Origin of the sequence: Arthrobacter sp. YAF16 (genome assembly GCF_052113385.1) — a bacterium.
Classification (GTDB): Bacteria; Actinomycetota; Actinomycetes; order Actinomycetales; family Micrococcaceae; genus Arthrobacter.
In genome coordinates this window covers 433,396-447,712 of sequence record NZ_JBFRDC010000001.1, presented here as the reverse complement: position 1 = coordinate 447,712, position 14,317 = coordinate 433,396, and the positions used below count along the sequence as shown (strand labels likewise).

General features: G+C 68.1%; 13 protein-coding genes. 1 reads left to right on the top strand and 12 read right to left on the bottom strand.

Annotated features, from left to right (window positions below; translation table 11 throughout):
- Nucleotides 1-89 precede the first annotated feature (89 nt).
- From AB4Y91_RS02135 to AB4Y91_RS02105, 7 genes are all read right to left on the bottom strand, one after another.
- A complete protein-coding gene (locus AB4Y91_RS02135; protein ID WP_441416924.1) occupies nt 90-1,544 on the bottom strand; it encodes an FAD-dependent oxidoreductase in 1,455 nt (484 codons plus the stop codon).
- A 41-nt stretch (nt 1,545-1,585) separates the two neighbouring features.
- Nucleotides 1,586-2,863 carry a uroporphyrinogen-III C-methyltransferase gene (gene cobA, locus AB4Y91_RS02130; protein WP_441416923.1) on the bottom strand — a complete coding sequence of 426 codons (1,278 nt, stop codon included), beginning with the start codon at nt 2,861-2,863 and terminating at the stop codon, nt 1,586-1,588.
- Between the two features lie 150 nt (nt 2,864-3,013).
- A complete protein-coding gene (locus tag AB4Y91_RS02125; RefSeq protein ID WP_441416922.1) occupies nt 3,014-3,310 on the bottom strand; it encodes a putative quinol monooxygenase in 297 nt (98 codons plus the stop codon).
- A gap of 161 nt (nt 3,311-3,471) precedes the next feature.
- Nucleotides 3,472-4,410 carry an ABC transporter permease gene (locus tag AB4Y91_RS02120; RefSeq protein ID WP_441416921.1) on the bottom strand — a complete coding sequence of 313 codons (939 nt, stop codon included), beginning with the start codon at nt 4,408-4,410 and terminating at the stop codon, nt 3,472-3,474.
- The gene (locus AB4Y91_RS02115) at nt 4,400-5,125 is read right to left on the bottom strand and encodes an ABC transporter ATP-binding protein (protein WP_441416920.1); all 726 of its coding nucleotides are present in this window, start codon (nt 5,123-5,125) and stop codon (nt 4,400-4,402) included. Before AB4Y91_RS02115 ends, AB4Y91_RS02120 begins: the two co-directional genes overlap by 11 nt.
- A gap of 44 nt (nt 5,126-5,169) precedes the next feature.
- Nucleotides 5,170-6,333: an ABC transporter substrate-binding protein gene (locus AB4Y91_RS02110; RefSeq protein WP_441416919.1), complete on the bottom strand. Its 1,164-nt coding sequence runs from the start codon at nt 6,331-6,333 to the stop codon at nt 5,170-5,172.
- A gap of 222 nt (nt 6,334-6,555) precedes the next feature.
- Complete coding sequence (locus AB4Y91_RS02105) at nt 6,556-7,722, bottom strand: RtcB family protein (RefSeq protein ID WP_441416918.1); 1,167 nt, start codon at nt 7,720-7,722, stop codon at nt 6,556-6,558.
- Between the two features lie 161 nt (nt 7,723-7,883).
- Between AB4Y91_RS02105 and AB4Y91_RS02100 the strand changes: the two genes are divergently transcribed.
- On the top strand, nt 7,884-8,210 hold the full coding sequence (locus AB4Y91_RS02100) for a GYD domain-containing protein (RefSeq protein WP_441416917.1): 327 nt from the start codon (nt 7,884-7,886) through the stop codon (nt 8,208-8,210).
- 20 nt (nt 8,211-8,230) lie between these two features.
- On the opposite strand, the gene AB4Y91_RS02095 is transcribed toward AB4Y91_RS02100, so the two are convergent.
- The 5 genes from AB4Y91_RS02095 to AB4Y91_RS02075 all read right to left on the bottom strand — a co-directional run bounded on the left by AB4Y91_RS02095 (nt 8,231) and on the right by AB4Y91_RS02075 (nt 14,313).
- Nucleotides 8,231-9,238: a GTP pyrophosphokinase gene (locus tag AB4Y91_RS02095; protein ID WP_441416916.1), complete on the bottom strand. Its 1,008-nt coding sequence runs from the start codon at nt 9,236-9,238 to the stop codon at nt 8,231-8,233.
- A 116-nt stretch (nt 9,239-9,354) separates the two neighbouring features.
- Nucleotides 9,355-10,794 (bottom strand): sulfate adenylyltransferase subunit 1, encoded by a 1,440-nt coding sequence (locus AB4Y91_RS02090; RefSeq protein WP_441416915.1) that lies wholly within the window; start codon nt 10,792-10,794, stop codon nt 9,355-9,357.
- A complete protein-coding gene (gene cysD / locus AB4Y91_RS02085; RefSeq protein WP_441416914.1) occupies nt 10,794-11,864 on the bottom strand; it encodes a sulfate adenylyltransferase subunit CysD in 1,071 nt (356 codons plus the stop codon). The genes AB4Y91_RS02090 and cysD overlap by 1 nt, the downstream gene beginning before the upstream one ends.
- A complete protein-coding gene (locus tag AB4Y91_RS02080) occupies nt 11,861-12,571 on the bottom strand; it encodes a phosphoadenylyl-sulfate reductase (protein ID WP_441416913.1) in 711 nt (236 codons plus the stop codon). The genes cysD and AB4Y91_RS02080 overlap by 4 nt, the downstream gene beginning before the upstream one ends.
- Nucleotides 12,568-14,313, bottom strand: coding sequence for a nitrite/sulfite reductase (locus AB4Y91_RS02075; RefSeq protein ID WP_441416912.1), 1,746 nt, complete (start codon nt 14,311-14,313; stop codon nt 12,568-12,570). The genes AB4Y91_RS02080 and AB4Y91_RS02075 overlap by 4 nt, the downstream gene beginning before the upstream one ends.
- Nucleotides 14,314-14,317: the final 4 nt, after the last annotated feature.

Here is a 14,317-nt window from a genome sequence, read left to right as displayed (position 1 = left end):
TTAACAACCAACGCGGGGTCACTTCGCGCCCGTCCCGGAGGGGATTTTGGGCGCGATGTGACCCCGCGTTGCAGTTGTGAGGCGGCCGCTTAGACCTCCGCAGCGACTCCGCCGCGGGAGATCTCCACCATGTCCTCGCGCGGGACCACCTTGATGCGTTCGCGCTGGACGCTGCCCGCGCCGGCGCTCGCCTTTTCGCCGAGGGACCGCTCGTGCGCGTCCAGGGCCAGCCAGCCCTCCCAGCTGGTGAACTGCACGCCCCGGTCTTCCAGCAGTCCGACGATCGCCTCCGGCGCCGGTGCCGCCGCCGGCGGCAGGCTGCCGCGGTCCTCCAGCAGGTAGGTCACGGTTTCCAGGGCGTCACCCTTGGTGTGCCCGATCAGGCCCACCGGGCCGCGCTTGATCCAGCCGGTCGCGTAGATGCCGGGCACGTGGGCTCCGGAGGCGTCCAGCACGCGGCCGCCGTCGTTCGGGACAACGCCCTTGCTGTGGTCGAACTCGACCTCGGGCAGGGCCGAACCGAAGTAGCCGATGGCGCGGTAGACGGCCTGGACCGGGTAGTCGATGAACTCGCCGGTGCCGCGGGCGTTGCCCGTGCCGTCCAGTTCGGTGCGCTCAAACTTGATGCCGGCGACGCGGCCGGGGGCGGCGGCGTCGTCGAAGATCTCGACCGGGCTGTGCAGGAAGTGCAAGTGCAGGCGGCGGGACGCGGTGAGCTCGGAGAGATCCTCCGGCTGCTCGGCGATCCAGTTGGTGAGCGTGCCCACCATGGTCTTGGTCTGGTTGTTGCTTTGGATCTGGCGGTCAGATTCGGCGTCGAACTCGAAGTCCTCCGGGTAGAGGACAATATCGACGTCCTTGGAGTGGGAGAGTTCGCGCAGTTCCAGCGGGGTGAACTTCACCTGCGCCGGGCCGCGGCGGCCGAAGACGTGCACGTCGGTGACCGGGGAGTCCTTCAGCGCGCGGTAGACGTTGTCCGGGATCTCGGAGACCAGCAGGTCATCGGCGTGCTTGGAGAGCATCCGGGCGACGTCCAGGGCCACGTTGCCGTTGCCGATCACGGCGATTTCCTTGGCCTCCAGCGGCCAGCCGCGGGACACGTCCGGGTGCCCGTCGTACCAGGAGACGAAGTCGGCCCCGCCGTAGGATCCCTCAAGCTCGATGCCCGGGATGTTCAGGTCCGCGTCCTTGATGGCGCCGGTGGCGAAGATGACGGCGTCGTAGTGGGTCCGGAGGTCCTCGAGTGTGAGGTCCGTGCCGTAGTCCACGTTGCCGAAGAACCGGATGTCGCCGCGGTCCAGGACCTTGTGCAGGGCGTTCACGATCCCCTTGATCCGCGGGTGGTCCGGCGCCACACCGTAGCGGATGAGCCCGTAGGGCGCCGGGTAGCGGTCGAAGAGGTCGATGCTGACGGTGAGCTCGCCGCTCTTGACGGCCTCGCTTTTGGTCAGGATGTCCGCGGCGTAGACGCCGGCGGGGCCGGAGCCGACGACGGCGACGCGCAGCGGGCGGGCGGCGGTTCCTACAGGGGTGTTCGTTGACACGGCTGTGTTCCTTTGGTTCGATCCGGGTGCTGCGGGTGAAACTAGCGGGCGGCGACGCGCGGGGCGTTCGGGGAGGTGGTGCTGTAGTCCGCGGTCTTAAAGTGCGACGGCGCGAACGGGCTGACGCGGACCACGTCGCCGATCACGATCACGGCAGGATTCGCGACGCCTGCTGCCTCCGCCTGGTCCGCGATGGTTTCGAGCGTTCCGATGGTCACCCGCTGGTTGGGCAGGTATCCATTCTCTACGATGCCAACAGGCGTCCCGGCTGGCAAACCGGCGCGTTCCAGCGAGGCCGCGGAATCGCGCAGTTGTGCCACGCCCATGAGCAGAATCACGGTGTGGTCGGAGCGGGCGGGCACCTCGGAAAGCTCCTCGTGGCCGGTGACTACGCTGAAGCCCTTGGCGAGGCCCCGGTGCGTGACCGGGATCCCGGCGGCGGCGGGGACGGAGATCGCCGAGGTGACGCCGGGCACCACTTCAACCTCGACGCCGTGCTGCCGGCAGAATTCCGCTTCCTCGCCGCCGCGGCCGAGGACGTAGGGGTCGCCGCCCTTTAGCCGAACCACCCGGTGGCCGGCGAGGGCTTCGTCGACGAGGATCCGGTTGATTTCGGACTGCGGGACCGGGTGGTGGCCGGGGGTTTTGCCGACTTCGATCACGCGGACGTCGGGGGCCAGTTCGCCCAGGAGCTCACGCGGGCCGAGCCGGTCGGCGACGACGACGTCGGCCTGGCCCAGGAGCCGCCGGCCGCGGACGGTGATGAGTCCGGTATCGCCCGGCCCGCCGCCCACGAGCGCCACCGTACCGTCCCCGGCGCCTGGGCCCGTGCCCGAAGCGCGGTGTCGGCGCAGCGGCAGGTCTCCGGCCGCCAGGGCGGTGGCGACGGCGTCGCGCAGGGCCATCGCCCGGCGCGGGTCTCCCCCGGCGTTGACGGCGATCTTGACGTCATCCACGACGGCGACGGCCGGCGTCCAGGCGGCGGAGGCCTCGTGGTCGGAGGCGTTGACGCACCAGATCCGCTGCGCCTCGGCGTCGGCGGCGACCTGCGCGTCCACGCCGGCGTCACCGGTGGCGGTCTGGACGAACCAGACGCCGTCGACGTCGGAGCTGCGGTAAGGGCGGGGCTGCCAGCTGAGGAGCCCGGCGTCGGCCAGGTCGTTCAGGGCCGGGCAGGCAAGCGGCGCCACGACGGTGACTCGGGCGCCGGCGTCGAGCAGTCCCCTGGCGCGGCGTGCGGCGACGGGTCCGCCGCCTACGACCAGCACGGGCCGGCCGAGCAGGCGCAGCGCGGTGGGGTAAATGTCCTGAATTGCCATGCATCGACGATAGGGCGGCGTCCGAGAGCGGAACAACGGTGCGGAAACACCCGTTCACGCAGGGTAACGGGGCGTAACCTGGGGCCCCTCCGGCTGGCGGGGGGCCGCCGATGTTGGGGTGAGGCGCCGAGTTCTGAATAGCCCTCGCCTCTACTTCACCGCAATGACATCCACCAGTTTGATGTCCGGATCCTTGGCCAGCAGCTCCGGGCCGTGTTGGCCGAGGGCCGCAGGAATGGCCCCGTTGAGGTGGGCCTGCCGGTCCTCCTCGGTGTCAAAAGTGTCGAAAATGCCGAAGGTGTTCTCGTTGACCCGGAACGCGTACCAGGTCCTTGTGCCCGGCTCGGTGAGCACGATCTCCCTGCCGCCGTTGAGGAAGTCCCAGACTTCCTGTTCCTTCCCCGCTTTCGCTTCGACCAGTGCCAGCACTCCAAATTTCGGTGCCACGGCTACCTCCTTGGAATTGGGATGGTTTGGCCGGCAGCCCGGCCTATAGCCGTGAGTGTAGGCCTCCGGAGTAAGGCAGACAACAGCGGCACTGGACACCAGAAAGCCCGACGGCGATACTCGCCGTCGGGCTTTCTTGTTCAGTCTGGGGCGCCAGAGACCTAACGGGTGCTACCGGCGAGGAGGCCGCGGCGGCGGAGCAGGCGCTTCTCGATCGGGGCGAACACCAGCAGTTCGATCAGGATCCCGACGCCGAGGATCAGCAGGATGGCGGACATGACGATGGTCATGTCGGAGAGGACGCGGCCCTGGTCCAGCATCGAGCCGAGGCCGAAGCCGATGGTGCCGCCAACGGCGATGATTTCCGCGGCCATGAGCGAGCGCCAGGAGAACGCCCATCCCTGTTTGAGGCCGCCGAGGTAGCCCGGCAGGGCCGCCGGCAGGATGATCTGCAGGGCCAACTGGAGTCGGGAAGCGCCCAGTACTTTTCCGACGCTGCGGTACTGCGGTGGAATCTGGTCGACGCCCGAGACCAGCCCGTTGATGATCGACGGGATGGCACCCATGAACACCACGAAATACACGGTGGCATCAGTGATCCCAAACCAAAGAATGGCGGCCGGCACCCAGGCCACAGACGGCAGGACTTGCAGGCCCGAGATCAGCGGCCCGAAGGCGCGCCGCAAGGGTGCCACCTGCGCCAGCACGAGCCCCACCGGCGTGGCAATGACCACGCTGATCAGGAAGCCCAGCACGCCGCGCTGCAGCGAGGTCCAGACAGCCTCCTGCAGCTTGCCTTCGCTCCAGAGGGTGCCGACCTGGCCGATGACATCCAGCGGCCCGGGCACGACGTCGCGCCGCTTGAAACCGAGGGATACGTACAACTGCCAGAGGATCACCAGCACCGCGAGCGCAGCCACCGGCAGCAGGATCCGGCCCCAGTCGATACGGGCCCTGCGCAGGGCGTCGGACTGCAGGGAATCGAGGCCTGCTTCGAGCTCGCGCAGGTCTTCCTTTCCGCTGGAGGAACGGGTCAGGGCGGCGGTGACCTTGCGGGTCTCGGCCGGAGCTACCGCCACGGGAAGTTGGCTATTTGGCATGGCGACGGATTTCCTCTCGCAGCCGGGCGGTAATTTCGCCGGTGAGCTGGCCGGCCAGGCCGGCGTCGGTGCGGTGTTCCTCGCTGACCTGCCATTCGCGCACCACGCGGCCGGGCCGGGAGGAGAGCAGCAGCACGCGCTGGCCCAGGCGGACGGCTTCCCGGACGTTGTGCGTGACAAAGACGATGGTGCGGCCGGTTTCCTTCCAGATCCGTTCCAGTTCGTCGTGGAGCAGGTCGCGGGTTATCGCGTCCAGGGCCGCGAAGGGCTCGTCCATGAGGAGCAGTTGCCGGTCCTGGGCCAGGGAACGGGCCAGGGATACCCGCTGGCGCATCCCGCCGGAGAGTTCGTGGGGCCGTTTGCCGCCGGCGCCGCCCAGGTGCACCAGGTCCAGCAGCTCCCCCGCCCGGATCCTGCGCTCGGCTTTCCCGATGCCTCGCAGCTTCAGGGCCAGCTCGATGTTTTCCCGCGCGGTCAGCCACGGGAAGAGTGCCGCGTCCTGGAACATGAACGCCGCGCCGTCGCTGGGCACTTCGAGCGCGCCCGACGTCGGGGCTTCCAGTCCCGCCATGATGTTGAGCAGGGTGGACTTGCCGCAGCCGGACGCACCGAGCAGGGCGACGAATTCGCCCTGCCCGATGGCGGCATTGACGTCGTCCAGTACCGGGGCGCCGTCGCCGAAGCGCTTGCCCAGGTTTTCCAGTACGACTGGCATGGTCGGGTCCTTACTGTTGTGGCGGGTGGCTGGAGGCTAGGGAGCTAGTCCTTGCCTAGCCCTCCGGCGGAGATCTTTTTGCCGGCCGCAGTCTCGCCCAGGACACTGTTGAGCGACGTGAGGTCGAAGATGCCGTTAATGTCAGCCTGCTTGGTGGTTCCGGCGTCGACGCCGTCCTGGAGCAGTTTCTTGTAGGTCCCGGCGAGCGGGTCGGTGGTGAAGACGATGTTTTTCAGGGACCGGTCGATGACGTCGGCCGGCAGCGCCTTGCCGGCGGCTGCCTTGAGTGCGTCGTTGAGGACGGTGGCTTTCTCGGCGGCGGGAGCCGCGTTCAGCCAGTCGACGGATTCAACATGGCCCTTGAGGAGCGCCTGCACGGTGGCCGGGTGCTCGGCCGCGAACGTCTTGTTGACGATCAGGACGGTGGTGACGAACTCGCCCTTCTCCCACAGGTCCTTCTCATCGACCAGGACCGTCGCGCCGGCCTGGAGCACCAGGCGTGACGCCCACGGCTCCGGCAGCCAGGCGCCGTCGAGCTTGCCGTCCTGGAAGAGTTTGAGGGTCTGGGCGTTCTCGGTTGGGTTGATCGTGACGTCGCCGCTGCCGTCTGTGGAGGTCTTGAACCCCTGATGGCCGAGCCAGGCGCGCAGGGCCACGTCCTGGGTGCCGCCGAGCTGCGGCGAGGCGAGCGTCTTGCCTTTGAGGTCGGCGGCCGAGTTGATGCCGGGTTTGACCACCAGTTGCGCACCGCCGGCCGTGGCGCCGGCGATGATGCTGATGGATTCGCCTTTGCTCTTCACGTAGGAGTTGATCGCCGGGTTGGGGCCGATGTAGGTCGCGTCGATCGCGCCGGCGTTGAGCGCTTCGATCGCGGCGGGGCCGGCGTTGAAGACCTGTGTGCTGAGTTTGGTTTGGCCCAGTTCCTTGGCGATGAACCCCTTGGTGACGCCAATCAGGGCCGGGCCGTGGGTGATGTTGCCGAAGTAGCCGAGCCGCAGTTCCGCCGCCGGGGCGGTGCCGGCGGCCGGTGCTGCACCGGCGTCGTTGGTGCGGGACACCGTCGAGGCGACGGCTGCGCCGGCGCCGATCAGCAGGGCGAGGCCGACGGCGACGCCGATTTCGACGGTGCGCCTGCGTTTCGGCTTGGCCGATTCGCCGGCGACGATCCGGGTGGTGCCGGGGGTGGGGTTCTTGGGCGTGGATGACATGGGAGGATCCTGTTCGTGGGGTGCGGGTGGGCCGGGCGGGTGGTCAGCGCCGGCGACATCGCCCCTGGAGTGCCCTGAGGAAGGGGCTGTTGAACCGTTCCGGAGTAGTCATGGACTCACCCTAGGGAGGGTCACGAACCGGGTTCAATGGTGCGGAAACCCGGGGTCACGCAAGTTCATGCAGCGTCATATGCGGAGCCTGCATTCGCACCCGGCCGGGGCTCAGTCGCCTTTGATGTTCACGAGCTGCTGGAGCTTGTGCCGCACCCTGACCAGGTCAGTAGAGTCGCGCATCACCAGGTCGATGGGCTTGTATGCGGCCGGGATCTCGTCGATGAAGGCCTCGCGGGGCCGGAATTCGATGCCCTGCATGGCGGTCTTCAGCTGCGCGAGCGAAAACGCTTTCCGCGCGGCGGTGCGGGAATACTCCCGGCCGGCGCCGTGCGGTGCGGAGTTCAGCGACGCCTGGTTCCCCCGCCCGACGACGATGTAGGACGCCGTGCCCATGGACCCGGGAATCAGCCCGGGATCCCCGGCCTGGGCTCTGATCGCGCCCTTGCGCGAGACCCAGACGGACTTACCGTAATGCGTTTCCTGCGCGGTGAAGTTGTGGTGGCAGTTGATCCGTTCGAGTTCCCGGACCGGGCCGCCGACCCAGGACTCGAATTGCTGGACCACCCGGTCCATCATTTCCTCACGGTTCAGCAAGGCGAAGTGCTGCGCCCAACGCAGTTCCCGGAGGTACCGGACGAACTCGGGGGTGCCTTCCTCGAGGTAGGCCAGGTCCCGGTCCGGCAGGGCGATGTGCCGGCGCAGGGCCATGCTCCGGGCTTCGGCGATGTGCCGCTGCGCGATCTTGTTGCCCACCCCGCGGGAGCCCGAATGCAGGAACAGCCACACCGCGGCGTTCTCATCCACGCACACCTCGATGAAGTGGTTGCCCGAGCCCAGCGAGCCAAGCTGCAGCTCCCAGTTCGCCGCGTACTTGGCCGGGTCAAAGCCCGCTTTCGCCGCCAGCCGCCGCAACTCGGCGAGCCGGGGTCCGGCGGTGGCGGAGATCCTGCGGTTGAAGTGGCCGGCGGACAAGGGAATGGCGCGCTCGATTGCCTCGCGCAGCCGCTGCAGGTCCCTGGGCAGCTCCTTGTGCGCATACTGGGTGCGGACGGCGATCATGCCGCAACCGATGTCCACGCCCACGGCGGCCGGGATGATCGCGCCCACGGTGGGGATGACGGAGCCCACGGTGGCCCCCTTGCCCAGGTGGGCGTCCGGCATCAGCGCCAGGTGCGGGTAGATGATGGGCAACTGGGCCGTGGCGAGGGCCTGCCTGCGGGTCTCGTCGTCCAGGATCGATGCCCAGCTGAAGAGACGGCTGTTGATGGCTTCCAACGCTCTGCCCTCCCACGACGATGATGGTCCGCCGGGGGCCGGGTGGCAAGGGACGACCGTTGCGGCGACTTGGCCGGCTTTGACGAGCCCCGCGGCCATTGCTGGCCACACAGCCGACTGCCATTCTTACTGAACCGGGACACGCAGGAAAGGACGAGACGATGCCCCTCTATCTGTCGAAGTTCAGCTACACACCCGAGACTTGGGCGAGACTGATCAGCAAACCGGAGGACCGCAGGAAGGCCGCCCAGGCCTACATCGAATCGGTGGGCGGGAAGCTCCACGGCTTCTGGTATGCCTTTGGCTCCCACGACGGCTACAACCTGTGGGAGGCGCCGGACAACGTATCCATGGCCGCCGTTGCACTCGCAATCAGCGGAGGCGGCGCACTTAGCTCCTTCGAGACGACCGTGCTCCTGACGGTCGACGAAACAATGGAAGCACTGGCCAAGGCCGAGCAGATCAAGTACCGGCCGCCGGGCACCTGATTGTTTCGGGTGCGGCAGGCTCAGTCCTGCATCCGCTCCAGCCGGTACGTCAGCTTCGCCTCCCGTTTGGGGTCGCCGCCCAGGGACTTGGTCCGCGCAATGTAGTCCGTTCCCCACGTCTTGAGCAGGAAGTCGTCGGCAATCCGGACGTGGCCGGCGGGGAATTTATAGTCCATCCGCTTCGCCACGCCGGACCAGTCGGCGGCACCGAACAGCTCCTCGGCGTCGGCCACGGTCCGCACCCCATTGGCCGCCAGCACGTCCCCCAGCCAGCCGTACTGCCGGGCCTGGCTTCGGGGGTGTTCGGGGAGCAGCCGCGCAAGCATGTCGTGGAGGATGTCCCCGGTGAGCTCGGTGGCGGGATTCGCGGCGAACTCGGCCGTGCTTTCGGCCTGGCGGCGTTTGACGATGTCGTTGATTGCCGAGAACTGGGCGTCGGCGAGTTCGATCAGGGTCGACGCCATGGTGAACGCCCGGTCCACTTCCGCGTTGGCCTCCGCGAGTCCCTTGTACCGGATGTCATGCTCGAAGGCCGCCCAGGCGTGCTGCAGCACCGTCCGGATCTGGACTTCGAAGCGCTCCCCGATGAACGTGTGGCAGCCCACCGGCACGTTGCCGGCAGGGACTTCGAGGATGAGGTGCCGGCCGGCGTAACCGATCTGGCCGTTCCGCCGCTGGGAGCTGGTCTTGTCGTCGTCCTCGCGGCAGTCGAATTGCCCCTTCAGCGCCGTGGCAACGTCCGCGATGTCGGGTTCCAGGAACATGATGATCCGGACACCGATGAGGTCATCGAGCTGCTCGAGCCCGCGCTCGTATTTGAATCTGCCGTCGGCGGTGAGGCGGTCCAGCTTTTCCTTGACCGAGCCTGGGTCCTTGACCCGGGCCTGCACGGTGTGGTGGTTGAGACCATCGTCGCGGAGCCGGGCGCGGATGGCATCCCCGATCGCGTCCGAAGCCGCATTCAGCCGGGGCAGCAGAACACTGTATTGCTCCAGGGACCTGGCAACAACGGAATCATGGTCTTCCAACCGCTCCCCCTCGGATCAACGCGCAGCGCCTCTACTCAGCAGGGTATCCAAGGGCGCCGGTTTGAGCTATCGCAAAGCCTAGGACAGCAGGACGGCGTCCCGGACCGGTGCGCGCCTCAGATCGAGTAGCGCTCGTCCTCGTGGTCGCCCGGGTGGTCCTTGACGAGGCCGGCGGCAAGCGTGTTGCCGTCCTGCGGGTCGATCACCAGGAAGGCCCCGGTCCGCCGGTGGTGCAGATAGTTTTCCAGCGGCAGCGGCGCTGCGAGCCGGAGCTGGGCGTGGCCGATGTCATTGAGCTCGAGCGTGCTGGTGGGCTCAAGCTGGAAGTTGGCGAGGTCCAGCTTGCCCGTCACGTTGCGGACCAAGGCCTGGACCGTGCGGGTGCCGTGCTTCACCAAGACCTTCGCGCCCTCGCGGAGCGGCTTGGGCGAGAGCCAGCACAGCGCCGCGTACAGGTCGGCGGAGGAGCCCGGTATTTCGCCCCCGGCGGGCCCCGCGGCCGCGATCGTGTCGCCGCGGGCGACGTCGAACTCGTCCGCGAGCCGGAGCGCTACGGACTGCGGTGCCACGGCCTCGGTAAGTCCGCGGCCCGCAAAGTCGATCCCGGTGACGGTGGTGGTGCGCGGCGCCTGGCCCGGGGTCAGGACACTGACCTGATCCCCCACCTGTACCGAGCCTTCGGTGATTTGTCCGGCGTAGGCCCGGTAGTCACGGTAATTCTCGACGTCGAGTCCGCCGGCGACGGCGTCGGGCGCCAGTGCACCCTGCGGCCGAATGACCAGCTGGACCGGGAAACGGAAGCTCTCCAGGTGGCTTTCGAGTTCGTCGGCGGCGGGCAGCGTCTCGAGGACCTCCAGCAGCGCCGGGCCCCGGTACCAGGGGGTGCGGTCCGAGCGGTCGACGACGTTGTCGCCGTCGAGCGCGGAAACGGGGATGACCAGGAGGTCGGTGATGCCATCGGCGCCGAGCCCCAGTTCGCGGCCGACCATCTGCACGTCGGCCTCGATCCCGCGGAACACGTCCTCGCTGAAATCCACCAGGTCGATCTTGTTCACGGCCACGACCACGTGGGCCACACGCAGCAGTTGCAGCACTGACAGATGCCGCCGGGTCTGCTCCAGGACACCCTTGCGGGCGTCGATGAGCACGACGACGGCGTCCGCGGTGGACGCGCCCGTGACGGTGTTCTTGGTGTACTGCACGTGCCCGGGGCAGTCCGCGAGGATAAAGCTGCGCCGGTCTGTGGCGAAATAGCGGTAGGCGACGTCGATGGTGATGCCCTGTTCCCGTTCGGCACGCAGGCCGTCGGTCAGGAGCGCGAGGTCAATCGCTTGAACACCGGCTGCGCCGGCCCCGCCGAAGCCACGGTCCGCGGAGGTGCGGGCAACGGCGTCGAGCTGGTCGGAAAGGATCGCCTTCGAGTCGTGCAGCAGCCGGCCCACCAGGGTGGACTTGCCGTCGTCGACCGAGCCGGCAGTCGCGAACCTGAACAGTGAAGCGGATGAGAGCCCGAGGCTTGCTGCGGCGGATTCAGGCACAGTTGCGGTGGTGCTCATTAGAAATAGCCGTCCTTCTTGCGGTCTTCCATGGCGGCCTCGGAGATCCGGTCATCGGCCCGGGTGGCCCCACGTTCGGTGATGGTGGAGGCTGCGACTTCAATGACGACGTCGCGAACGGTGGCGGCCGCGGATTCCACGGCGCCGGTGCAGGACATGTCGCCGACGGTCCGGTAGCGGACCGTCTTGGTGATGACTTGCTCATTCTCGCGCGGCCGGGAGACCTCACCGACCGCGCGCCACATGCCGTCGCGGGCGAAGACCTCGCGCTGGTGGGCATAGTACAGGCCCGGCAGCTCGATGTTCTCGCGCTCGATGTAGCGCCACACATCCAGTTCGGTCCAGTTGCTGATCGGGAACGCGCGGACGTGCTGGCCCACGGTGTGCCGGCCGTTATAGAGGTTCCACAGCTCGGGGCGCTGGTTGCGGGGGTCCCACTGGCCGAACTCGTCGCGCAGGCTCAGGATCCGTTCCTTGGCCCGGGCCTTGTCCTCGTCCCGGCGGCCGCCGCCGAAGACGGCGTCGAACTTGTTGCGCTGGATCGCGTCCAGCAGCGGCACGGTCTGCAGCGGGTTGCGGGTTCCGTCCGCGCGTTCGGCCAGCTCGCCCGAGTCGATGAACTCCTGGACACTGCCGACGACGAGCCTGAGGCCCAGCCGTTCCACCGTCCGGTCACGGAACGCGATCACCTCCGGGAAGTTATGCCCGGTGTCCACATGCAGCACCGGGAACGGCACCTTCCCGGGCCAAAACGCCTTCGTAGCCAGGTGCAGCATCACCACAGAATCCTTGCCGCCGGAGAAAAGCAGCGCCGGCTTCTCAAACTCGGCAACCACCTCGCGGATGATGTGAATGGCCTCGGACTCGAGCGTGTCCAGGGACGAGAGGCGGGCCGGCGCTGCGACGCCGATTGCCGCCCCCGCCCCTGCGCCGCGCGGCTGATCTTCGATCAGCCCAGCGCGCGGCTCCGACAGGCCCGATGCCACTCCCGGGGCGGCAATCGGCGTCTCAGTAGCGTCATGGTCCGTCCCGGACAGCTCCAGGTCCTCGTTGGTGATTTGAGTGCTCATACGTGTAGTCCGCATTCTGTCTTGTCGGTTCCTGCCCAGCGTCCGGCGCGGGGGTCCTCGCCGGGCGCCACCTTGCGGGTGCAGGGCCGGCAGCCAATGGACGGGTAGCCCTGGGTAAGCAGCGGGTTGACGGGCAGGAGATTGTCATCGGAGTACTGCACCAGCTGGTCGAAGCTCCAGGCCGCCACCGGGTTGACCTTGACCAGGCCGTTGGCTTCGTCCCAGGTGACCAGCGGGGTGTTGGTGCGGGTGGGGGCCTCGTCGCGGCGGACTCCGGTGAACCAGAGCTCGTAGCCGGCGAGGGTGCGGCGCAGCGGCGCCACCTTGCGCAGGGCGCAGCACTGGGCGGGGTCGCGGGCGAAGAGGTCCTTGCCCAGGAGCCGGTCCTGCTGCTCCACGGTGGTCTCCGGCAGCACGTCGACGACGTTGACGCGCAGGCTCGCGGCCACTTCGTCGCGGGTGGCGTGGGTTTCCGGGAAGTGGTAGCCGGTTTCGAGGAACAGTACGTCGACGCCGGGGAGCTGGTCCGCGACCAGCGCCGGGAGGACCGCGTCCGCCATGGAGCAGGCGACGGCGACAGCTGGCAGCTCGAAGTTGCGGGCCACCCAGGCGATGACCTCGCCGGCCGGGGCGTCCCAGCCGAGCTCGGCGGCGCCGGTCTTGGCGAGGGCCTTGAGCTCGTCGCGGGAACGGAGGGCGGCCGTCATTGCAGATCACCTTCATCGGCGGCGAAGGCCCACTCGGCGAAGGTCTGGCCCTCGACGTGGTCGGCCACGAATTTGCGGACCACACGTTCCACATAGTCGGGCAGCTCTTCGGCTGTGACCTTGAGACCGCGCACCGTGCGTCCCAGACCCGCTTCCTCGCGGCTGTCCGAAGCCAGCCCGCCGCCCAGGTGGACCTGGAAACCCGGGGTGGGGTCGCCGTCGGGCGTGGGAAGCATCATGCCCTTGAGGCCGATGTCCGCGGTCTGGATCCGGGCGCAGGAGTTGGGGCAGCCGTTGATGTGGAGCGACAGGGCCTGCGGAAGCTGCTTAGTCTCAACCAGGTCGGCGAGGCGGTGTTCCAGCTCGGCCACGGCGGTGGCGGCGGTGACCTTGGTTTCCACGATGGCGAGCTTGCAGAACTCGATGCCGGTGCAGGCGATGGTGCCACGGCGGAACACCGACGGCCGGGCGGAGAGGCCGAGGGCGTCTAGTTCGGCCACGAGCGGTTCCACCTCGTCCTTGGGCACGTCGAGGACCACGAGCTTCTGGTGCGGCGTGGTGCGCAGCCGCTGCGAGCCGCGGGCCTCCAGGGTGTCGGCGAGTCTCACAAGCTGGCTGCCGGAGAGCCGGCCGGCCACCGGGGTGGCACCGATGAAGAACTTGCCGTCCTTCTGCTCGTGCACACCGACGTGGTCGCCGGGGGTGGCGGGCTTAGGCGCCGCGGGACCGTCGGAGAGTTTGTAGCCGAGGTATTCGTCTTCGAGGACCCGGCGGAACTTCTCCGTCCCCCAGTCGGCCAGCAGGAACTTCAGCCGGGCCTTGGTGCGCATCCGCCGGTACCCGTAGTCGCGGAAGATGCTGGTGACTCCGAGCCAGACGTCGGCGGCCTGGTCCGGCCGGACGAAGGCGCCGAGCCGCTTGCCCAGCATCGGATTGGTGGAGAGGGCGCCGCCCACCCAGAGGTCGTAGCCGGCACCGAGCTCGGGGTGGACCAGTCCCACCAGGGCGACGTCGTTGATCTCATGGACGACGTCCTGGCTGGGGTGGCCGGTGATGGCGGTTTTGAATTTGCGCGGCAGGTTGGCGAGCTCCGGGTCGCCAATGAACCGTTCGGCGAGCTCGTGGATCAGCGGCGTCGGGTCGATGATCTCGTCCTTGGCGATGCCGGCGACCGGGGAGCCAAGGATGACGCGGGGCACGTCACCGCAGGCCTCCGTGGTGGACAGACCCACGGATTCGAGGCGGCGCCAGATTTCCGGCACGTCCTCGACCCGGATCCAGTGCAGCTGGATGTTCTGCCGGTCGGTGAGGTCGGCCGAGCCGCGGGCGAAGTCCACGGAGATCTGGCCGATAACGCGCAGCTGTTCGGTGCTGAGGGCGCCGCCGTCGATCCTGACGCGGAGCATGAAGTACTTGTCCTCGAGCTCGTGCGGCTCGAGCGTGGCGGTCTTGCCGCCGTCGATCCCGGGTTTGCGCTGGGTGTAGAGGCCCCACCAGCGGAAGCGCCCGTGCAGGTCGGTGCCGTCGATCGAGTCGAAGCCGTGCTTGGCGTAGACGGACTCGATACGCTCGCGGACGTTGAGGCCGTTGTCTTCCTGTTTCCAGGTTTCGTTGGCATTCAGTGGGGCGGTGCCGTCCACTTTCCACTGCCCGTGCGGCTTGGCCGCGGGGCGGGCGGGTCGTCTGGCGCGGCCTGCGTCAGCCTGGTCCGGGGACGCTCCGGCTAGAGCTGTATCAGTCATGGAT